Origin of the sequence: Lysinibacillus sphaericus (genome assembly GCF_015844675.1) — a bacterium.
GTDB classification, from domain to species: Bacteria; Bacillota; Bacilli; order Bacillales_A; family Planococcaceae; genus Lysinibacillus; species Lysinibacillus sphaericus_E.
Genome location: NZ_LDGC01000060.1, coordinates 1 through 22,791, shown reverse-complemented (window position 1 = coordinate 22,791; position 22,791 = coordinate 1). Strand labels below are relative to the sequence as shown.

The following is a 22,791-nucleotide window of genomic DNA, read 5'->3' as shown; positions in this document are numbered from 1 at the left end:
TTCGTATATTCTGCCTTTGGATTATTATATACATCCATATTAAGTAGATTTTGTTACTAAATATTAGTTTGGCATGTTAAGGATTCAACAGATATTAATTCGAATACTATTTTATAGATTAGCTTGTTTCATAACATTTAAATATATATAAAAATTCATGATTTTAACCCAAGAAGAATATATTTTTTGAAAGATATTTACTAATTCGGGGTCGAATTGATTTCCCTTCCCTTCAATAATTCGATTATATGCTTCTTTTGGATCCATTGCTTTCCGATACGACCTCGTAGAAGTCATTGAATCAAATGCATCTGCAATAGAGACAATTCTTGCACTTAAAGGTATCTCGCTTCTTTTTAAACCATCAGGAAACCCACTACCATTCCACTTTTCATGGTGTGAACGAATAATAGAAAAGTCGGCGTTGATGGAAGGAAACATTTTTAATAAATCTACGCCTATTTGAGGGTGCGTCTTTATCACATCATATTCTTTTTGAGTGAGAGGAGAGGTTGTTTTATTTAATATTTCATTTGGAATCCCTATTTTACCTATATCATGTAGTAAACATGAATTATAAAGTTTGTTAAGGGCATCTTGATCAAATCGTTTTGTTTCTTTAGCTAAAATTGTGGCATATACAGCCACCCTTTCACTATGTTCATTTGTATATGTATCCTGTAACCTTAAAAGATCTTTTATCAAGATATTCACCTCCTTTAACTATTTAAATATAAAAAAATGTTATCAAACCAAAACCAATATTTCATTTCAAAAAATACCTCACAATCGGAATAATTTGAAATGTATCAAATGAAATTTGTTAACTAAGGAAGGAATAAAATAATGCGCTTACTTTTGAATAAAAACTTACTCAGACAACTACAACTTTTAGAGAAATTATATGAAAGGGATGGATGGATTACTTTGAGTGTGATAGCTCAAACACTCAATTGCTCTGAAAGAGTTCTACGTGATGATATTAAGTTAATAAATACGGAATTTAAACCCTTTCAAATTAAAACATCTCAAAATGGTGTTATGCTTACCTATCCAAATCATTATTCTGCAGACTTTATTTATCAAAAGGTATTATCTTTAAGTCCAGAATTTTTGTTCCTCGAACGCATATTTTTTGAAGAGAAATACGACATTGAAACCATAGCAAATGAGTTATTTCTAAGCACTTCCACTATGAGACGGATTATTGCTAAATTTAATACTTTTTTAAATAAGTATGAGATACAAATCGTAACAAATCCTTGTAAAATAATTGGGAACGAACAAAATATTAGATCTATAATGGTTCATTTTTTTTATGAGAAGTATGGCGTAACTTATACCCCATTTGAAGACACACAAATCAAAGTATTGGATAAATTATTCCTCTATGTAATGCAAGCAAATCATATTCAACCTAATTTCCCAGACTTAATTAGAATTAAAAATTGGACAATGGTAAATATGATTCGATTGAAGAATCATCACAAGAAAATTGTTCCGGAACATTTTCCAAATCATTTTGATCATTTTGATCTGAGCATTTTTAATAACACATTATTTTGCGAATGGTTTAAAGACATTTTTAATCTTGAATTTAACAAAGAAACTGCTCAACAGCTCTTTTCTGTTTTATTTAATAATCAATATGCCTTCAGCTACGAAATATTAGAAAAAATGATTCAGCAAAAAATAAATAAAGCATGGATTATTGTCCCTAAAATCGACTCTTTTTTACATAGTCTCGCAAATAAATTAAATATATCCATTCAAAATAAAGAAAAAGAAAAAATAATTTTGGAATTATACAATTTGCAAACCATGAATTATGGTCGAAGTTTTATTTTAAATGATAAAAGACGTTTGTTTTCAGAACATTTTTCTCATGAATTTTCATACTTTGTTTTGTTTTTAAAAGAGGAGCTAATGAAATTTCTATTTCATAAGGAATTTAAATGGACTTCGAATTTTTTTACGGAAACGTTATACATATTGATTATAAATTGGGGACACTTATTGAGTGCATTAAAAAGTAAAGTTCCGATACTTCATGTAGGAATATTTTGTGATGCAGACATAGAACACACTGAGTTCATACAAAATATAATGTTATATCAATTTGGACATTTAATTAAGCCATTTATAATTGAGGAATTAAATCTAAGTTCTTTCAGAGAGGTTTCCAAAAGTTATGACTTAATTATCACGAATATTTCAGGGTTAAAGGATATATCCTCTCCTTTAATTTGCGTTAATACAATTCCTTTGTCACATGATCTGAATAAAGTACAAAAAGAAATTTTAACTTTAATTCATTTGAAACTCTCTAAAGAGTTTCAATAAGTAAGTGATTTAAGAGTTCTTTTTGTGTAATATATACCAACAAAAGAACTTATTGATTTATTTTTCATTTAATCTGAGTTACGGAATTTAGCAATTCTAACATCTGTTTTTCTTGTTTAGCAGACGGTATATATTCTTAAATAGGAGACAAAATCATAAAAAAAGAATCAAATTCAATAGTTACTTAAGACAGAGATACAATTGTATCAAAATATTAAATCACTTATAAAAACATTGACTTTTCAGAGAAATTCTTATAGAGTGAAATTTCGAACAAAATATCCTCGTTAGGTGAGGCTCCTGTGTAGGAGATATGCTACTGCCCAAAAATGTCGAAAGACGCCAATGGGTCAACAGAAACCATCGACATAAGGTGGTTTTTAATGTAGCTGGCTTTGTCCTATGCCACACAGTGCTAAAGCTCTACGAATGGAGGAGCACATTTGCTACAATTTTTTTGTAGTGTATTTAATGTACGTTTATAGTACCGTGTAAACACCTTCATTCGTTTATGAAGGTGTTTTATTTTTCTGTGAGGTGAGGAACATGGATGACTTTTCAGAACCATACTCGAAATGTTATAAAAATGAACTAAATACAAAGAATATCTATGAGGAATTTTAAATTATCTTTCTTAACTATTGCTTTATCGTTGGGAGGAATATTGTTTTTGTTTCTCAATTAAGGAGTGGTTAAAATGATTAAAAACATGACAGAAAACCAAATAACTCTTCAAATTTTCAAGTCATTAAAAGAAGGGAAACAGAAAGAATTTCAAGCAATATTAAAGGAACTCCAACCTTATGATATTGCACGAATTTTTGAGGGGTTACCAGAAAAACATCATACACGTTTCTTATTGTTTCTTACTTCTGTACAAATCGCTGAACTCATTCAAGAGCTTGAAAAGGTACTCCAATTAAAAGTTCTTAATAAATTAGGGATTGAAAAATCAGGCCAGGTAATGAATTTAATGGATAATGATGATTTAGCTTCATTGTTAGAAAATCTATCTCCTGATAAAATTGAAGAACTTCTTTCAGGTATGAAACAAGAAGAATCAAAAATTGTTCAAAATATCATGAACTATCCCCCTGAAACTGCAGGACGAATAATGACAAACCGTTTTGTGTGGATTCCTCAACACTTTACTATTCGAGAATCAGTTGATAAACTCAAAATTTTTGCAGAATTCTCAGAAACAATCAACTATTTATATGTAATTGATAATGATAAAAAATTAGTAGGTGTTGTATCCTATCGGGATTTAATCATAAGTAATGAATTTGAAAAGATTCAGGATATTATGTATAGCAGAGTAATTTCCGTTTCTGCTGAAACGGATCAGGAAGAAGTAGCTCGTGCAATAGAACGTTATGATTTTTTATCAATCCCAGTTGTAGAAAAAAATAATGAATTAGTAGGAATTGTAACAGTTGACGATATTATCGACGTGGTTATAAAGGAGGCAAACGAAGATATTGAAAAACTTTCGGCATCTGGTAAAGCCATTGATTTTGACACGAAGGCACACGTGGCTGCGTATCGCCGACTTCCCTGGCTTATCTTACTTTTATTTATCGGACTAGTTTCAGGAACCATTATTAGTAGTTTCGAGGAAACATTATCTAAAGTTGTCGCTCTTGCCTTCTTTATGCCTATGATTGCTGGGATGACTGGAAATACAGGCACTCAATCATTAGCTGTTGTTGTAAGAGGTCTAATTACTACAGATACTAATAAAAGAGTAGTTTTTAAACTTATTATTAGAGAACTTAAAGTTGGACTGATTATAGGCATTACTTGTGGAATCTTAATTTCGATTATAGCCTATATTTGGCAAGGAAGTCCGGTTCTAGGTTTAGTGGTTGGAAGTTCATTAGTTATTACTTTAATTATTGGGACTTTAGCTGGGACCATTATTCCTTTAATCTTATATAAATTTAAAATCGATCCTGCAGTGGCGTCTGGCCCATTAATTACAACACTAAACGATATCCTATCATTACTTATTTACTTTGGAATTGCAACAATGTTTATTTCAAAATTGATGTAGAGACTTAATTACAAAAGTTCCTGTAGACCCTTTTAATTCAACTTCAAAATCGGGGCAATTATGGAACAACATTTAAAATAATCAAACTTTTTTATAAAAACCTAACCTAAATCTAAAAAAGAATCCGTTTTAATCAATTCTGAACTAAGCCCCAAATAGTGGACACTTTAAAAAGTGACCCTATTCAGGGTTCAGTTCATGTGAATTGATCTAGATTTTTATTCAGGTGTTGATGTCTCGATGGTTTCATCGTTATTACAAATAAGACACTTAGCTTTAAATTCTATACTCGTTGAGAGTTTCTGCAACATACTTAATTCATTAGCCAACTTTTCTATTTCAACCAATCCTTCACTTTGCAGTTTAGTAATGACCAGCTCAAGTTGTTTTAATGACTGTTGAACTAATTATATATTCTCCTTATATTTATCTAAAATATTCTCAGTATCCAATTTCTCTCCCTGATTGTTTGCATTTGTTTTGGAACCTCTTCAAAATATTAATGATAACTTCTTGTTTCCACTAACTCAGGTTTTGATGGATTTGTAACATCTAAAATATCTACATCTATTTTACTACCCATTACACCTTCGACTTTACCAGTTCCTTGTGCTTTAATTTTAACTCCACCAGTATTTGGATAGTAAATGAATTCGACTCCATTTAAATCCTTTTTCTGAGCATCAGTTAGTTCCTTCCAAAAAAGAGCTGTATATTTATTCCAAGTGTATTCTTTCCAAGCACCCATACCATTTGGAGCCCAATATGATGCAGTTCCCTTTATTGTAGTCATAGGATTACTTCCTTCACCGGTAAACGAAACATCACCCCAAAAGTTTAATTGTTCAAATACAACGACTGCTTTATATTTTTTACCCGGTGGCACTTTTATATTTTGTGAAGGTAATGTTATTGTTTTTGTCTCGGACGTTGTTTGTGTTTTTGTAGTAGAAGAATTAAATTCTGCATTTATTTTTATATTATCTAAGAGCAGTGGAACTTTTATTAATAAGTCACCAGCCCCTCCAAATTTAAAACCCTTTTGCGTCGCTGTCGATACTGTTTCTTGTACACTCTTGGTATAACTAGATGTTGTAAGCGTCTGTTCCAAAGGAGTTTTTGTATTATCAAGTTCACCTATTGTTACGTATTCAACAGTTGTTGTATCATAATTCAATTTATTTAAAGTACCTGTAATACTAAGGTCAAGCTTTGTCTCAACACTATCTGGTTTTGCCTTAAAAGTCAGTGTAGGCCATGACTCGATTTTTGTACCTGCAATTTTATTTGTATAATAGTATGTTCCAATTTTATTTAATTCGGATTGAACATCTGTAATACCAACCGCATTTTTATTAATACTAGTTGGATTATTTTCTGCTGCTAGTACACCATGTTGTTCTCCAGAAGTATTAATTTGATTTGCACTAGCAAAACTTGGCGATGCTATAGCAAATGTTGTCCCCATAGATGCAATAGCAGCTAGAGTTAAGGTTTTTTGTACTAATTTTCTTTTATTTCTCATCCATATCTCCCCCATTTGTTTATTTCGTTACACAAAAAGAATAATTTTTTTCACAAAATTAAGCAAATATAGTATAAAATTCACAAAATTCAGTATTAATTATGTATTTTATTACTGCAAAATCTAATTTTCGAAATATTTATCTATGCAATTTCTAAGGTATTATACAATTATTTCAACCCTTAGGAGATTATGAGACATAATATTTGTCACAAAAAGTTGATAGATAAGGAACAGAGTATTCTCTCCTTATGTATAATTAAATTTGATATAAACATACTTAAACTGTAAGAACCTTCAGTCGCTATAAATTGCTCATTGACTAAACCAGATTCACATAACTCTGAGCATTTATAGCGGTTAATACCCTACCAATTACAATCGGAGTTTTTCTGGTTGTATTCAGAAAGAGATAAACATCAATACATTAGTATTGTGGAAAATAAGAAAAATGAATTAAAAAAAGCGATAACACGCCAACTTTTATTAAGTTCTTTTTACTAAAGAATACTTAATGAATGTTGTCTGTCTAGAAGTTATTTTAAGCATTTTTGGAGGTTTTCGATGAAAGAAAAGTTTATGTATTCAAAAGATTAAAAAGTAGCGTTACTGCATAGTATTGTTGCATTTGTTTAACCCGCTTCCCACCTATGTCTAACTAAAAAGATTTTTTGATTATTTCTTTCGGGCTACCAATCTACAACAAAGAAAGAAATATGAGATTGGTTATTGAAGACTAACACTTTCATTAAGCCAGTTTATAAAATATTTTGAACACAACAAATAATGATATTTATCAAGTTAAAAGCCCTCCTTACTTACTTCCTTCCACATAAGATGGTATGAAGGGAGGGAAATTTGTGTGCTTAAATAATGATAGTTGTAATTGTTTATCACCACAAATAGAATGCGAAAATATTGGTCCTTTCGTGGCAAAAGATATAAACTTAGAAATTGAAAATGGAGAAGAAAACGACAGTGGTTCAATCATTCCTTTCTCATCGGGGATTACAACATCTGTAGTTAGTAGAGGACCTGATTTTGGTTTTACCTCTAGCCTCATAGGTTTCGGTACTGCTGTTAACGGTGTGACTATATTAGATGACAATACAATTAACTTAACTGGAACTTTAAGCGAGGCCTTCTCAGCCCCACGTAATAGTAATATTACTGCTATTTCCGCAACATTTAACGCTTTTATAAATTTTAACTTAATTGAAGTTGCTACTATCACAGCGCAAATTTTTCGTGCTCCAGCAGGAAGTAACATCTTTACTCCTACAAATGCACGTATAGATTTATCACCACCTGCTACAAATCTCGGTTTTATATCCTTTGGATCAACAGACATTGAACCTGTTCCGGTTTCAGCCGGGGATTTTTTATTAATGGTATTTTATATTTCTTCAACAATAGTATCTCCTTTTATAAACTTCTCGATTTCAGGTTTTGCAAGCGCTGGAATTAATATGGTATAAAAACTACTCTTTAAAATGAACATACTAAATACACAATAAGTGATGGCGTGATTTATAGAAAATAAGATTGAGATTGAGTCATGCTTTATTTATTGGGTATTACTCTCCTATTGCAAGCTACACCAAATTAAAAAGTTTAGACCGTAAGATGAATAAACACAAAAAGACTAGGTACTCACCTAGTCCTTTACATGTTGTGGTCTTTATTTAGTTCTGTTTAAATCGTAATCTAACTCATTTATCCTATGTTTTCCTGTTCATTAGCGACAAATATTTTTTCATTTTTTCCTTAGAATTTCGGAAGAACTATTCTCTTATATAGTTGAACCGTAATATAGTAATATATTGAGTATATAGCAACAAATATACTAATTGGCAGCCAAATGCGGAAATAAGGTTCAGCCAAAATAGTTGAAAAAAGGTTCATGCCTATTAATACATGTACAATACCAACTATCGCAGGGAATAGAAAAACTAAGAATATTTCTTTATAAATAGATTTTGTTAATACTTCATATCGGACACCAATTTTGAATAGCATTTGATATCGAATAATATCTTTTGAAGCGCCTGTTAAGATTTTAAACATTAAACAACTTGCCATCATCGCTAAGAATGCAACACCTAGGAAGAATCCCATAAATATAGTCCCGCTAAGCAATCCGTTTAATTCATTAAAGTCTTGATATTTTTTACTTAAAGAAGTAATTTCCTTAGGTTTATTTTTTTGAATCTCGTTAATTTCTTTCCATTCATCAACGTACAATGTAAAATCATTAGTAATTCCTGCAATAGTTACTCCTTCTTCCCCCTTTATATCTTTATACATTTCTTTATCTACAATTTTAATGTTATGATTAGGATAAAAATTTGGAGGATGGATTGTCTCCGTAAGTCCTCTTACCCACTCTTCCGGAAACTCTCTTTCTTCATCTACTGGTTTATTTAAATCTAAAATAGCACCTACTTGAAGATCCCCAGATACCGGTATAAATTGACGTATAACTTTACCTTCTTCCATCATTCTTTCGCGTAAATATGGACGGTTATTTTCCAATTCATCTTTTGTGTAATAAACAAACTGTGAATCTACTTTATAATGATATTGCGCACTTTCATTAAATTTGATTTGATCAATTAATTTTTTTTCCTCTGTTGTTGGATTATGTGTAATTAAATCATAAATACTATTTTCAGCTAACATTATTGATATATTATTTTTGAAAGCCATACCAGTCGAAATTGCCCCTGCTCCGAGTGCAACTAACATAGCCACTGTTGCTAATACTTTTGTCAAACTATTAATACGGAAATTTAACTGAGCAAAAGTAAAAGCATTTAATCCTTTTTCATTTCTTTTACTGCTTTTTACTTTCTTCACAAATAAAGGTAAGAAGGAAATAAAGAGAAGATATGTTCCGCTGGTGATTGTAACCATCGCTGTGACTATACCTACTTCTTCTAATTTATCCACCTTGATTAAACACAGGTAACCAATTGCTAATAAAACAATTGAAGAAATTGCCTTAATACTAGTAATTTTCCCTGTAGTTTGAATACGTTCAGTATGCGAATCAGAATGAATAAGTTCCAACACTGATATACGTGTTAGTTTAATACAATTCAGGATGCTAGATAAAATAAATAAAGTAACAAAGAAGATACAGGTAATTATTATTGATGGACTATAAAAAGCAGAATACCCACCTGCAGTAAAATCAAGTTGTTTCATCAACGATTGACCGATTACTTGAGCTAGCCCAATACCTAATCCTAGTCCAACAATCAGAGATAGAATCCCTAAAGTTATCGTTTCAATAAACATAATTAAAGTAATTTTAGCTCTTTTTGCTCCAATCATCATATACATGCCAAACTCTTTTTGACGAAGGGATAATAAAAATGAGTTTGCATATAAAATATAGAAGAACGTAATAATCGCTAGCAAAAATGAGCCAGTATTAAAAATAAATTGAATAGGACCAACAATAGCATTAGATTCTAAGAAGTCATTATTCATAGCTAAAGTTTGGAACATATAAAAGACTGAAATAGATATAATTAGACCAAATAGCAAGACCATATAGTCTTTAAACTTGCTTTTAAGTCCTGACATAGAAAGTTTAAATAACATATTTTTTGATAGTTCCTTCCTTAGGGTTTATGTGTACCGAGATCAGCTAATACATCTAAAATTTCTTTATAAAAGCTTTCACGTGTAGTTGTATTACATATTTCTTTATATAATTGACCGTCTTGAATAAATAAAATTCGTTGACAGTAACTTGCACTAAATGCATCATGTGTAACCATCATGATGGAAACACCCTGTTCTTCATTTAAGTTCTTCATTGCCTCTAGTAAGCTTACTGCGTTTTTAGAGTCTAATGCGCCTGTAGGTTCATCTCCTAAAATAATGGCTGGATCATGAACAAGAGCACGAGCTGCTGCAGAGCGTTGTTTTTGACCACCTGACACTTCAGAAGGATATTTTGAAAGAATTTCTGAAATCCCTAACATCCTTGCTACTGTTTTTACCTTTGAACCAATCTTACGAGAAGAGGCACCTTGGAGTGAGAGTGGTAAAGCAATATTTTCATAAATTGATAAATTCTCAAGCAAATTAAAGTCCTGAAAAATAAATCCTAATTTCTGTGAACGGAAATCCGAAAGTTCGCCCTGCTTCATTTTTGTTATATCAATTCCAGCAATTTGTACCTCACCATTCGTCGCTTTATCTAATGTAGAAATAACATTTAATAAAGTTGTTTTCCCTGAACCAGATGGACCCATAATCCCAACAAATTCACCTTCTTGAATAGAGAATGAAACACCCTTTAATGCACGAGATTGATTTGATCCTTTTTTTCCATATACTTTTTCTACATTTTTAACCTTTACAACTGGTATATTCATCTATATAAACCTCCTAGATTTTTCTCAAATTTAAATTCAAACTTATCATGTAGTTTTTTTAGTTAACGGCATCCATTTCCAATACGTAAGTATTCTCCAAACCCATTCTAATGGTCCAAATTTAAAGATACGTAACCAAACCATACTGAATACTATTTGAATAGTACAAATAGCTAAACATACATAAATTGTTTGAGTATAAGTTAATTTACCTTCTAAGTTGAATAAGAGACTACAAATCATAATTAGGATGGTTTGCCCGATATAATTTGTTAATGCCATACGTCCATAATATTTAAGAGGAGCTAATAACTTCTTTATTATTTTTGTTTGTAATAGTAGAAGTAATAATCCGATATAAAAGGCTGAAATAATAGTTCCATTTGCAACACCTATTTTTAAAAAGGTATTAGACTGATTGATTGTGTCATCGCCATCACCCATAAGAATAATGTTTGTGAACGGTGATGCCGGTATATATTGGTATTGAATTAATAAGCTGATTCCACTTAGTACAAACATCACTGATGTAAAAATAGTAAGTTTTTTTATTTTTTTAGATAAATCTTCAAATACCCCAAATTGTCCTGCAGCTAATCCTAATAATATTAAGGGTAGAGAAAGAGTAATCTTTAATCCGAAATAACTAAGGACGATTAATAAAATAATAGCGATACCTAAGTTAATATGTTTATTTAATTTATAAAACGGTAATACAAGTAATCCACATATTGCATAAAACCTTAATACTTCCCCATCCAAAAATAGAGAATGAATAAATCCAATAATAAACAATACAAAGAGTCTACTTAATAATAGTAAATATCCATTTCTACCTTTTGAGTTCGCTCTCGTTAGAAAGATATAAAACCCTACACCGAATAGGAATGAAAAGATAGTATAAAATCTCCCTTCAACAAATAAATATAAAAATCTTTGATAAGTAGCATCTATCGTTTGCTTCTCTGGTAAATCAATCGACAACATAGCGATTATATTCACTAAAATAATTCCTAATAAAGCAAATCCTCGAATGTAATCTAGTTCATTGATTCGCTCGTTTAAATTCTTCTCCATAAAAATCAAAATTCTCCTTCTTCACATTTTCTAGTGCACTTTCGGATTATATATACAATTTCTTAATTTCTATTAATGTAAATTCTTAAGATTTATAGAAGAAATAATGGTAAATCTTAAGAATTTATGAATACGTCTGTAGACTGATGGATTTAAAAAAATATATAGATTAATATGATGTAGAATTTTGATAAACAAGGAGAGGAAAAAATGATGAAAAAAATATTATCAATTTCAATTTTAACTATTGTTTTAGGGAGTATTCTAACAGGATGTAGTTTCGCTAATAAATTTATTAACGAGACTTATTATGTAAAGATCACTGAACCTGGGAAAGAAGAAAATGGTGGAATTAACTACGATTTAAAAGGGGTTAATGAAGATGGAGCTGAAGTAAACATTCTGTTTTCTTCCAATGATAATAAACAAATTCCAGAAGGAACCTATTTAGAAATTACTGCTGATAAAGATAAAGAAGCTAATAAAAAGACTTCTGGTAAAATTTCATTGATTAATGAATATAAAGTTATTGAAAGTAAAGATGTACCTAAAGAAATAAAAGAAAAATTAGAATAAAACAACTTAGCCCTCACTTCTTAAAGTGGGGGCTTTTCATTTCCTATCATAACCTCAACTATTTTTGTTAGTATTTTATGTACCCCTGCTTTCCCTTCTTCATCCTGTATTGATATTTCTAATGATTATGACTGGCATTGATTTTGAATTAGAGAGTACAACAGTATTGGAAAGCAAAGGATAATAGCGAACTACCGGATAGAAAAGATATGGAACTTGATAATACTACTCCCTGCAGATTTAAACATGTTTTATGGAACAATCATAGATTCTATATGCTGATACAAGATCGTTGTCTGTTTTTTATAGAAACTGACCAACTGGAAAATCAAGATTAATAGTAGTATGACGCAAGATTGATTCATAACCCTTGGATTTTTCTGAAAACAGACGCATCAGAACAACAACGTCTAAAGATTCGCTTGATAAAGCACCCTCGTCTCGACTGCCAATAAGCACTACATCTTGTACAACAGACCAAGCACCGGCACGATTATAGAAAGAACTTAGAGATGGTTTACACGTAAATATGCCAAAATCTATGTTTCCTTGTTTTTCAATCCATTGAGTTGCGGCTGATACTGTACATAAACCTAATCCTTGACCATGATAAACGGGATCAGTAGCCACACAACTAAGTCCAGCAATATTAAATATCTGTCCATCGTGTTTGATAGTTTTACGCACCACACCAGCATAGCTGACCAACTTTCCATCTATGCTGGAATAAAAAGAACGTGCATTAAGTTCTTTATAGTGAGCTTCTGGAATCGTTGCTCCCGGCATTGGACAAGCATTAGGCCAAACCTGATGTAACATTATAGCAATCTCACGTCGTAATGTATAAGGTGCTTGATTATAATAGATTGATTGCACGATAGCTGTCATAGGTTTATCCGCTCTCTTTCTGCTATGTAATGTTCCGTGTTGTGTTTATTTAACTTCAAAGAAATCATTCTTACCAATAATGTAATTTACTTTAACTTATTCCTTCATAATACTCACAGTCTTTAAACTCGTTACCCATATTTTAACACAAACCACTTTAACCTTTCGTTAAGGCTGCCGGTTCTCTCCAACATATAATCTTCGAATTAAAAACCAAATGATAATCTCGTATTTCCCTACGTTTGATTCCATGTATCTTCTGAAAATAAATATTCCTTAAAATCGCTATATTGTATGCTGCAACAATGAACAATGGAAACATCTCCTGCACGAACATGCTCCCGAAGTTCTATATTTCACACATTTACTTACAGTCATAACCCTTCTTTAAATAACTTTATTGCATAATTCATTCCTGCGTGATTTTTATGATATTTATTTAACCGACCTTTAAAATTCCCTTCTTTCTTTAGCCAGATCAATCCCTTCACGTTCACGCATTCGAATAAGATCTATCTCTAATTGGTTATCACCAGCCATTATTTAATTATTCTTTTGTCAAATAAATGTAACATTGCTTTTTTAAACTACAAAGTAAGTAATTAATTTATTTGAAAAGAGGATATATAATGAAAAAATTCTACAAATATAGAAAAAACAAAGTTTCTATATTTCTACTAGTAGTAGGTTTAGTTTTACTTTCAATTTTCTTTATGAGACTATTTTTTAAAGAAAATAGAGAAATTCGCTTTATAGATGAAATTGCTCCCATAGCTGTGGAACTAAACCAACAAACAGGAGGAGTGCTACCGAGTATTACAATAGCGCAGGCTATATTAGAATCCAATTATGGCGAAAGTGAATTGGCTATAACTGCAAATAATTTATTTGGGATAAAAGGTAGCTATAAAGGTAATTCAGTGAAAATGCCAACTGTTGAGTATAAAAATAATAAAAGTTACACAATAGAAGCTGAATTCAGAGCTTATCCCGATTTAAAAAGTGCGTTAATTGACCATACTAAATTAATTTTAGAAGGAACGAGTTGGAATAAGCATCAATATTATGATGTTCTTGCTGCAACGAATTATCGGGAAGCAGCCCATGCTTTGAAAAAAAACCATTATGCCACAGATCCTATGTATCCTGAAAAATTAATTGATATTATTGAACAGTATAATTTGGATAAATACGACAATTAGGAGATGAAAAAGTGAATGTACTTATTGCTGATGATGAACTAGATATGTTAAGGATTTTACAAAGTTATTTCAATAAGGAAGGGTTTAAGGTATTTACTGCTACAAATGGTTCAGAGGCACTTGATATTTTTTTTAATGAAAGGATTGATTTGGCAATTTTGGATTGGATGATGCCAGAAAAAGATGGGATTACAGTTTGCCGCGAAATGAAAAAGACTCAAAAAATTAAAGTACTAATACTAACAGCTAGAGATACAGGAGAAGATGAATTTCTTGCATTATCTGATGGTGCTGATGATTATGTAAATAAACCTTTTTATCCAAAAGTTTTATTAATGAGAGCGAAAAAATTATTGCAAATGGAATCCATCCAACGAATAAACGATATTTCTTTTGATATATCAAGCAAACGTGTATGGAAATCTGGAAAAGAAATAATTTTAACAAAGACTGAATTCGAGCTTTTACGTATATTTAACCAAAATAGAAGACAAATATTAACGAGAGACCAACTACTTGATTTAATATGGGGAATGGACTACGAAGGTGATCCTCGGACAGTAGATACACATATTCGGCGTCTACGTGAGAAAATTGGAGAGGATATTATCCAGACGCATCGAGGTATCGGATATAGTACAAGAGAATGAGACGGAAAATTGGAACAAAATTAACTATTTATATAACACTTGTTGTTGTTATCACATTTAGCATCTCACTTGTAGTGAGTCAGTTTTTTCTACCAAAATATTACCTTCATCAATTGAATCAAAAAGTAACCAATGCTTTTTCAGCTTATAAGGAATTTGAGGATAAGAGTTTGGTGGAACATCGATTTGATGTAACTATTCTTTCAGTATCGTTAGATGATACTATTGATAACCTTAATGAAAATTTAAAGCAGCAACTTGCGAGGGATCATATTGCACTTAATAAATATTGGGTTTCCGAAGAAGTATTACAAAAAGTTGCTGAGGATAAAATTGTAGGAAAGCTTTATAATCAAGGGAAACAAAAATCAAGTTTTATAGCACATTATGCAAAAGAAGGTAATCAGCTAATTATGATTGGAGCCTCTATGGCTAATTTTATTGATATAGCTTATTTTATTAATCGTTTTAACATATTCTTTTTGATAGTCAGTATTTTAGTGATTATTATAAATACTGCCTTCCTATCTCGAAAACTAACAAGACCGTTAAATGAACTCAAAAAAGTAGCAAAAGAAATTGGGGAGTTGGATTTTAAACAGGCTGAAATTCGGACAGGAGATGAAATTGAGGACCTTTCAAGAAGTATTAATAAAATGAGTAAGGCACTTGAAAAAGCGCAAGAGGATTTATCAAAACGGAATATTGATTTAAAGCAGTTTATGATAGGTTTAACCCATGAACTTAAAACTCCTTTAGCATTAGTTAGAGTATATTCCAGTGGAATTGAAGATGGTATGGATGATGGAACTTATCTTGCAACCATTAACAAGCATGTTGATAGAATGGAAAAAATAATAACAGATATGCTTTATTTCGCCAAAACAGAAGAAAACGACTCTAATAAAACTAACTTTGATTTAATTATGTTGATTAATGAGATAATGGATAATTATCGACATATACAAGGGGAAAAACAAATTTATTTTAAAACTGAAGTTACTGAATTTATACTGACGACTGAGCAAGATAAAGTATATTTCATTTTTGAAAATATGATTAATAATGCGGTCAAATACGCTTCTGGAGATGAAATTCAAATTATATTTCACCAAGAAGGTGTGTTTGAAATTAGTAATGATACCACGCTTACAGACATTTCTAGAATATGGCAACCTTTTTATGTTGGAGAAAGTTCTCGTGACAAGATCTTTTCAGGTACTGGGCTAGGACTGGCAACAGTTAAAAGCCTTGCTGAACAATTAGGATATAAAACGCAAGCAACGCTTTCGAATGGTAATATCAAATTTAAAGTCAATTTTGGTAAATCATGATACCTTAGTACCAACAGGAGTATATTTTTTAGCATTAGTTATTATATTGTCTAAAATGCGCTTTAATGTTAGTTTGAAATATAGTTTGATTAAAAAATGCTATTCAGCCCTTATTTAACAGCAAATACAAAAGCTCCATTTTGAAAAACGATTGATCAAAATGGAGCTTTTCGTTTTAACTAAGTATGAGACTTTTATAAAAAAGTTTGATCATTTCCTAATAATGTTGCTCTACAATCGCACCCGTAAGCCATCCATGTAGCGCAAAAACTAGCGCTACACCACAGAAAATGAAAGATGATTACTTTCTTTCATGGGAGTTGAAGAAGAACAGCGACGCATATTAAACAATCGCGCCCGATTGTTTAATAAGTCGATTATGAAATTTTGTTATTTCCAATGTAACCAAGACGAATTTCTTGCACTTGATCATTCCAATACCAAAACATCAACTGATATTCATCTACTTGTTTTAAAGTTTTTATCTGTATCATGGGTATCTAAATTTAACGTAATAATATTTTCATTTAAATTAATACCATCGAAATTTTCCTCTTCTATGCATAATAATAGCTAGGTTTATTCACATGTCATTTTAATCATTCTATTGTTTTTCTATGTTTCGATAATAAATTTCGTTTAAGTAATTCCTGCCTAAATTGACCTTTTGCAAGTTGATTTTTAATATTGTTTTTCTCTACTAAAATGTCTGATAATAGTGCTATTAATTGTTCCTGTTCCAATTTAGGCATTGTAAAGAATGCTTGATAATAAAGTAATTTTGCTGTAATTATTTCTTTAATTAAAACTGATTGTGTATTTTTAAATAAAATGTGAAATTTTTGGATATAACCTTCGAGCCTCAAATCACCATAAAGGCATATAAGTAATAGTTTTTCAAAATCAGTTTGTACTCTATCAATAAGTTTAGATATAACAACCTTTAGTTTTGGTGAACCTAAATCTTTAAGTATAGTTGCCTGCATTACTAAAGGTACTCCCAATGTAATCATATTCATAAAATCTTCATCAGTTTCAATTGACTTCCCTTGTTCAATTTCCTCAGCTGCAGATCCATATAAAATTTTATAAAGTAAACCTATTAAAATACTGTATTTCTCTATAGAAATTTTAAGTGCATGGATTTTTAGTTCCACTTCAACTAACTCACAATTTTTAAGTACGTTTGAATAAAGCATCAGGTTGTAAATAAAGTCCTCTTTAAATCTGTTTTTTCTTTCTTTAACATAAGTAGTTGAATCATCAGTAACCAAAGTATCATCTAAAATTATGTCTCTTTCATCCTCTGATATCTTAATTGACTCAATTTTCTCAGTAACACTTTCACTGTCCTTAAGGCTTATTAAAAGCTCCTTTACAGGAAGTTTTGATAATTCTCTTACATCAATAATTTTATCTAAGTCTTTAAAAGCTTCTAACAATCTTCCTTCAATAAGCTTTAAAACCTCATAACTTTTAGACTTTTGATTTAAACCGGTATAATAAATAATTTCATTTGCAAAGTCTAAATAGTTATTTTCATTTGTTATAAAGTTGTATAATTCACTATCTTCATTCATTTCATAGGCTAAAAAATATTCAAAAAAACAGGTAAATCTAAAATATACGACATCATTAACTTTAAGGAGAATCCCTTTTTCAAAAAATGTTTCTTTTAATTTTGTGTCTATTTCTAATCCAATATTATTGAAATAACTTACAAATAGTTGCTCAAAAACAGGGGTTTCAATAAAATATTTATCATCCTTGATCATCTCTTTTGCAAGATATGCTAAAAAGTCTATTTTAATTTTAAAACCGATAGTTTCATATTTCCCCTCATCAGGATGTAGTTTTTCAAGTAACGTTTCGATAAAATTCTCGATTACTGAAGCCTCATTAACCGGTGTAAAATTAGCCTCTTTTTCCAATATCCAAAGCATTAAAGAAATAAACATTGGAGTTCTAGGTACGCCTATTTGCTTCATGCTAGTCAAAACATAGTTGAGAATTTGATCTTCATCTACTTCTTTGAATGAAAACCAATTTTTCACTAATTGCCTTATTTGACCTCTTCTAAAGGCGTTTATATAGAATGTTAAATATTCAAAACCGAGGTCAGGTAAATCTTTTACTTTTAATGTTTGTAGAATATCTTCTTTCATGGCAAGAATAAATCGATTCTGATTAAATAATGAGGTAAACTCTTTAAATTTAGTAATATTTTTATCGTTTTTTAAATTAAAATTATCAATTAAGATAATGAAGTTCCCTTTTTCTAAATTTTTAATTACTTCAAAATCATTAATATCATAATTAATGAAAAAGCTTTGAATCGATTTTAGAAATACATTTTTCCCTTTTGGTATATCATTAAAATCAATAATAACCGGTATTCTATAATTATCATGTTTTCTTAAATAATGATTGCAAATATAGTTAATTAAAGTTGTTTTACCCATTTCTTTTTTACCAATAAAAAGAACATTTTCTTCATTATTAAGAATATCGTTTAATTCTATGTCTTCTTCATTCATAATTTGTTCATTGGCTTTGTTACTACTCTCTGGGTTAGTAGTTAAAATAGGTAAAACAAATATTTCATTAATATTTTTTGGCGCTAAAGAATCAGAAGCCACTGATAAAAGCTTATTATTTATGTCTGAGAATGCCCTCTCTTTTAATATCTTTCTAATAATAATGTTTTTTTTTAGTAGCCCATTATCCTGTTGATTTGCTAAGTGAAATACACGCTTACCATCTTCTGCTATTCTCTCTGCTTTCCCAAATACCCTTCGTCCACCTTCAAAATATTCTCTAAATAAAACTTCAACTTCATTTGTAGAAAAGTTAAGATTAATTAGAGAGTACCCATTTAAATTTCTACCTTGAAATAAGGATGCGGTTTTAAGGAAAATTGTATTATGGCTATCAAAAGCTATATCTTTATAATTTTGAGAATGTATATGACCAGTTAATACCATATTAAATCCTGTTATTAACCTATCATATACAGACTCTCTATCAAATTCTTTTAACCACTCTAGAGGGTGATGTATCATAGCTATTTTATAATCACAATCTTTTAAATCTTCAATTGCATTATCAACTTGTCTTTCTCCTAAAAGGATTTTACCATAGTCATCGTCACCACCAAATGCACACCAAGATGAATTCAAACATGCTAATCCAATCTTAATATCTTCGTTATTATCTTTATTAAGAATATAAGTGGAATAAAGTGGATTTTGTGTATGGATGGATTGATTATTTCTATGCAATTCATCTCTAAAGTTATGAAATTTATCAAGTCTGACTAATAATTGTTTTTGTTGGTCAATACTATCTATAAATTTATTAAGAATATCTCTATCGTTAAACTTTCCAGACAAATCACCGTCTACAAATGAGTTTATACTATCTCTATCAACGTCGTGATTTCCCGGAACAATAAAAAATTCATTTTCTGTTAATCCTGTTAACTCTAGAATAGGTGAAATAAATCCCTCTTTTACAAAATTAAAACTTTCTTTATCACTACCCCGATTTACTAAATCACCATTGAATAAAATATAATCGATTTTTTTTGATTGTTTTTTAATATCCTCTTCTAATGCAGAAAGAACAATACTTAAGTCTTTGACATATTTTTTGTCATAATGTAAATCTGATAAATGTAAAATTACTTTTTCCATTTTATCCTCCAATAGTTGTGTTTTAAAACAAAAAGATTAAGCATAAATATCTTTAATTATAATTTTTAAAGGCGGGGTTTAAGGTGAAACCGAGTGAATTAATAAAAAAAATAACTACTGTCGATGACAAAATTAAGATTAAAAAATTGTTGAGAGACCTTGCTAAAAAAGTTAAAGAGAATAAAAAAATTGAATAATTATATTCTCCCATATAACAGTAAAATATTCACTATTTTTTTATAACTTCCCGAGTTTACAAAGTCATGTAAAGAATTTGAGTTTATAAGAACATATTAATATATCCTTAAATGCGATTATTCAAATTGTTATTCTTGTCCATACATCATTAGTTCCTAAATTTAATCAAATAAATCATACCTAATTTTCATTTAAGAAATTCTGGGGGATGGGGTAACAACCGGGCAGTGTGGTATTAAAACGTAGCTTGCATAGCATTCTTTTTGTTCGCTACACCCTTTGGGCGCATCACGTTCCTTCATTTGATCCATCTATCAATCGTAGCGGAGATGACAAGTTATTTATATACGTAATTTGGTTACTTACTTTTTAAGTATAATCTTACCTAAAATAAAATTAAGTATATCCTTGCCAACGCGGCAAAGATATACTTAAAATCACAGGATAATTAGGCTTTCTTTCAAAAATACGGAGGGAAGTGTCGAGACACGAAAGGCATATTGATCTTGTTCCATAGCTTTTTGGAAGGAGCCGCTTTGGGGTTTTCGCCGCTCGCTAATATCTAATGCCGCTGAAAATTTATAAAAGGAAATCATTCGTTCCGCAAGATTGTTTGGTAACTCACCTGCTTGGAGTAGCTTATCATATTTACGAAAATAAATACGATACCGCCCACTTTCCGGAACTAAAAGTAAATCTGATGCACCGAAATGATAGGCTTTTAGTAAAAGTTGCTCACATTTTCGTTCAACAACCGATTCAAAATTTTGCATATTCGCACCCCTCTTCTGTTTTATTAGAATATGACCGCTCTATTCGTTATGTCCTAGTATAGATAGGAACCTGTCGCAAGAAAAGCCCTTTTCTTAAAATAAAAATTTGCTATAAAATTTCCTATCAAACATGTTTTTTTGCTATAAAAATGTGGATAACGTGCTAATTTCCACTAACGGTTCATTCAGGATATAAACTAAGTCAGTAATTTTCTCTCTATAATTACTACCTTATATTCACCGATCAAAACAGACCAAAACACCCTGTAAGATAATTACCAACACGGCTTAGTTTTCCATGAAATAAAAGAGGCTACCGAAATAATACGGCAGCCTCTTCATTTAATTTTGATAATGCACGAACCCAGCATATGGAAGTCTATCATTTAATAATATTCTATACTCTTACCCCACTATTTTTTGATTGAATTATGAGGACATTATTCGATTCTCCAGTATAAAGCCCAACATTAAACTCATTTAGATTTATTAAATCCTTGTACTCTTTTGGAATAGGACAATCCCACTTTATATTTTCCAACTTAAGTGGGAAGTTGTCATCATTAGGGTTAGGGGTATGGATATAAACCGCATCCAATCCTGCGTCTTTATCAACTAATCCTACCCAGGATTGAACTGCGCCCCAATTGTTAGACACATCTAACAATTGGAGGTGCAGTTTTTGTATGGTCAAAAAATATACTGCCAAAGATAAATTACAAGCTGTGGAGCGTTACTTAAATGGAAAGGAAAGTTCCTATGATATAGCTAAATCTATGGAGACTGATAATAAAGCAATCCTTAAATGGGTTAAGCAATATGAATACAATGGTGTTGAAGCTTTTATTCAGCCATATACAAATTACACACTAGAGTTTAAAATGGATGTACTAAATTTTATGATTGAAAATGGTACGTCCTTAAACGAAACGGCAGCAATTTTTAAGATACCTGCCCCTTCAACAATTAGTGTTTGGAGAAAGCAATATGAAACTCAAGGATTAGATGCCCTTCAATCAAAGAAAAAGGGGCGTCCATCCATGAAAAAAGAATTCAATAAACAATCGAAACAAGCGCCAGTTACAGGCTCTACTGAAGCACTTGAAGCACGTATTAAACAACTAGAAATGGAAAATGAGTATTTAAAAAAGTTGAATGCCTTAGTTCAAAACAAGGAAAAATCACCAAACAGGACAAAGCACATGTAGTCTATGAGTTAAGGCATAAATATTCGGTGAAAGCACTTGTAAAACTCGCTGGCATTCCACGAAGTACGTACTATGATTTAGTAAAACGTATGAATCGACCAGATCCAGATGCCGATTTAAAAGCAGAAATAAAGGCGATTTATGAAGAACATGAAGGGCGTTATGGCTATCGCCGTATTCGTGACGAGCTAGCGAATCGTGGGCAAAAAGTGAATCATAAAAAAGTGCAACGTATCATGAAAGAGTTAGGTTTAAAATGTTTAGTACGTATGAAAAAGTATAAATCCTATAAAGGAAACGTTGGCAAAATTGCGCCAAATATTTTAAACCGCAATTTTAAAGCAGATGCCCCAAATGAAAAATGGGTGACAGACATTACGGAATTTAAATTGTTCGGTGAGAAACTTTATTTATCGCCAGTTTTAGATTTATTTAACGGGGAAATTATCACGTATACAATTGGCTCTAGACCAACCTATTCACTTGTTTCAGACATGTTGGACAAAGCACTCGAACGTTTACCTGAGCACCACCAGTTACTCATGCATTCCGATCAAGGCTGGCATTATCAAATGAATAAATATCGTCGCGCCTTAGAATCAAGAGGGATTGTTCAAAGTATGTCTCGTAAAGGAAACTGTTACGACAACTCTGTCATGGAGAATTTCTTTGGAATTATGAAATCCGAATTCCTTTACATGAGGGAATTTGAAAGTATAGAGCATTTTAAAATAGAATTAGAAAAATATATAAATTACTATAATACGAAACGGATCAAGGCAAAATTAAAAACGAGTCCGGTGCAATACCGAACTCGTTTTACCCAAGCAGCCTAATGAAATAACCGTGTCTAACTTTTAGGGGTCACTTCA

General features: G+C 30.9%; 17 protein-coding genes, 1 pseudogene and 1 riboswitch. Of the genes and pseudogenes, 8 read left to right on the top strand and 10 right to left on the bottom strand.

All coding sequences use genetic code 11. The features are described from left to right. Positions 1 to 111: 111 nt before the first annotated feature. Entirely contained in the window at positions 112 to 705 is a 594-nt protein-coding gene (locus ABE34_RS14685; RefSeq protein WP_197141265.1) for an HD-GYP domain-containing protein, read from the bottom strand. Positions 706 to 846: 141 nt separating this feature from the next. On the opposite strand from ABE34_RS14685, the gene ABE34_RS14680 reads away from it, so the two are divergent. Both ABE34_RS14680 and mgtE read left to right on the top strand, forming a co-directional pair. Further along, positions 847 to 2,343 carry a helix-turn-helix domain-containing protein gene (locus ABE34_RS14680; protein WP_197141266.1) on the top strand — a complete coding sequence of 499 codons (1,497 nt, stop codon included), beginning with the start codon at positions 847 to 849 and terminating at the stop codon, positions 2,341 to 2,343. 276 nt (positions 2,344 to 2,619) lie between these two features. Further along, positions 2,620 to 2,785, top strand: a riboswitch (M-box (ykoK) riboswitch). Positions 2,786 to 3,040: 255 nt separating this feature from the next. Next, positions 3,041 to 4,399 (top strand): magnesium transporter, encoded by a 1,359-nt coding sequence (gene mgtE / locus ABE34_RS14675; protein ID WP_197141267.1) that lies wholly within the window; start codon positions 3,041 to 3,043, stop codon positions 4,397 to 4,399. A 499-nt stretch (positions 4,400 to 4,898) separates the two neighbouring features. Here mgtE and ABE34_RS14670 read toward each other — a convergent pair whose 3' ends face one another. Beyond that, positions 4,899 to 5,924 carry an ETX/MTX2 family pore-forming toxin gene (locus ABE34_RS14670; RefSeq protein WP_197143262.1) on the bottom strand — a complete coding sequence of 342 codons (1,026 nt, stop codon included), beginning with the start codon at positions 5,922 to 5,924 and terminating at the stop codon, positions 4,899 to 4,901. An 860-nt stretch (positions 5,925 to 6,784) separates the two neighbouring features. On the opposite strand from ABE34_RS14670, the gene ABE34_RS14665 reads away from it, so the two are divergent. Further along, positions 6,785 to 7,402, top strand: a complete 618-nt coding sequence (locus tag ABE34_RS14665) for an exosporium glycoprotein BclB-related protein (protein ID WP_346655570.1) — start codon at positions 6,785 to 6,787, stop codon at positions 7,400 to 7,402. Positions 7,403 to 7,691: 289 nt separating this feature from the next. On the opposite strand, the gene ABE34_RS14660 is transcribed toward ABE34_RS14665, so the two are convergent. Genes ABE34_RS14660 through ABE34_RS14650 form a run of 3 tightly spaced genes read right to left on the bottom strand, consistent with a single transcriptional unit; the run spans position 7,692 to position 11,395 of the window. Beyond that, positions 7,692 to 9,536: an ABC transporter permease gene (locus ABE34_RS14660; RefSeq protein ID WP_197143260.1), complete on the bottom strand. Its 1,845-nt coding sequence runs from the start codon at positions 9,534 to 9,536 to the stop codon at positions 7,692 to 7,694. 20 nt (positions 9,537 to 9,556) lie between these two features. Beyond that, entirely contained in the window at positions 9,557 to 10,318 is a 762-nt protein-coding gene (locus ABE34_RS14655) for an ABC transporter ATP-binding protein (protein ID WP_197143259.1), read from the bottom strand. Positions 10,319 to 10,363: 45 nt separating this feature from the next. Continuing rightward, positions 10,364 to 11,395: a DUF418 domain-containing protein gene (locus ABE34_RS14650; protein ID WP_197143258.1), complete on the bottom strand. Its 1,032-nt coding sequence runs from the start codon at positions 11,393 to 11,395 to the stop codon at positions 10,364 to 10,366. A gap of 210 nt (positions 11,396 to 11,605) precedes the next feature. On the opposite strand from ABE34_RS14650, the gene ABE34_RS14645 reads away from it, so the two are divergent. Beyond that, positions 11,606 to 11,971, top strand: coding sequence for a YxeA family protein (locus ABE34_RS14645; protein ID WP_197143257.1), 366 nt, complete (start codon positions 11,606 to 11,608; stop codon positions 11,969 to 11,971). A gap of 303 nt (positions 11,972 to 12,274) precedes the next feature. Here the strand turns inward: ABE34_RS14645 and ABE34_RS14640 are convergent, their stop codons facing one another. After that, positions 12,275 to 12,859, bottom strand: coding sequence for a GNAT family N-acetyltransferase (locus ABE34_RS14640; RefSeq protein ID WP_197143256.1), 585 nt, complete (start codon positions 12,857 to 12,859; stop codon positions 12,275 to 12,277). A 374-nt stretch (positions 12,860 to 13,233) separates the two neighbouring features. Continuing rightward, a pseudogene (locus ABE34_RS25170) lies at positions 13,234 to 13,402 on the bottom strand (recombinase family protein); the annotation flags it as partial. Positions 13,403 to 13,488: 86 nt separating this feature from the next. On the opposite strand from ABE34_RS25170, the gene ABE34_RS14635 reads away from it, so the two are divergent. The 3 genes from ABE34_RS14635 to ABE34_RS14625 are packed head-to-tail and all read left to right on the top strand — an operon-like array spanning position 13,489 to position 16,045. Beyond that, positions 13,489 to 14,061 carry a glycoside hydrolase family 73 protein gene (locus ABE34_RS14635; RefSeq protein WP_197143255.1) on the top strand — a complete coding sequence of 191 codons (573 nt, stop codon included), beginning with the start codon at positions 13,489 to 13,491 and terminating at the stop codon, positions 14,059 to 14,061. Between the two features lie 11 nt (positions 14,062 to 14,072). Further along, a complete protein-coding gene (locus ABE34_RS14630; protein WP_197143254.1) occupies positions 14,073 to 14,711 on the top strand; it encodes a response regulator in 639 nt (212 codons plus the stop codon). Beyond that, positions 14,708 to 16,045, top strand: coding sequence for a sensor histidine kinase (locus ABE34_RS14625; RefSeq protein ID WP_197143253.1), 1,338 nt, complete (start codon positions 14,708 to 14,710; stop codon positions 16,043 to 16,045). The genes ABE34_RS14630 and ABE34_RS14625 overlap by 4 nt, the downstream gene beginning before the upstream one ends. A 599-nt stretch (positions 16,046 to 16,644) precedes the next feature. Here ABE34_RS14625 and ABE34_RS14620 read toward each other — a convergent pair. From ABE34_RS14620 to ABE34_RS14610, 3 genes are all read right to left on the bottom strand, one after another. Further along, positions 16,645 to 19,740 carry a metallophosphoesterase gene (locus tag ABE34_RS14620; protein WP_197143252.1) on the bottom strand — a complete coding sequence of 1,032 codons (3,096 nt, stop codon included), beginning with the start codon at positions 19,738 to 19,740 and terminating at the stop codon, positions 16,645 to 16,647. Between the two features lie 635 nt (positions 19,741 to 20,375). Beyond that, positions 20,376 to 20,711 (bottom strand): ATPase, T2SS/T4P/T4SS family, encoded by a 336-nt coding sequence (locus ABE34_RS14615; protein WP_241747215.1) that lies wholly within the window; start codon positions 20,709 to 20,711, stop codon positions 20,376 to 20,378. 397 nt (positions 20,712 to 21,108) lie between these two features. Then, positions 21,109 to 21,405 (bottom strand): hypothetical protein, encoded by a 297-nt coding sequence (locus ABE34_RS14610; protein WP_197229939.1) that lies wholly within the window; start codon positions 21,403 to 21,405, stop codon positions 21,109 to 21,111. Here ABE34_RS14610 and ABE34_RS14605 point away from each other — a divergent pair. Then, positions 21,398 to 22,755 (top strand): IS3 family transposase gene (locus tag ABE34_RS14605; protein WP_197143236.1). Its coding sequence is split into 2 segments (ribosomal slippage): positions 21,398 to 21,869 and positions 21,869 to 22,755, totalling 1,359 coding nucleotides; the frame shifts between segments, so codons are not numbered across the junction. The two genes, ABE34_RS14610 and ABE34_RS14605, sit on opposite strands and share 8 nt — an antisense overlap. Positions 22,756 to 22,791: the final 36 nt, after the last annotated feature.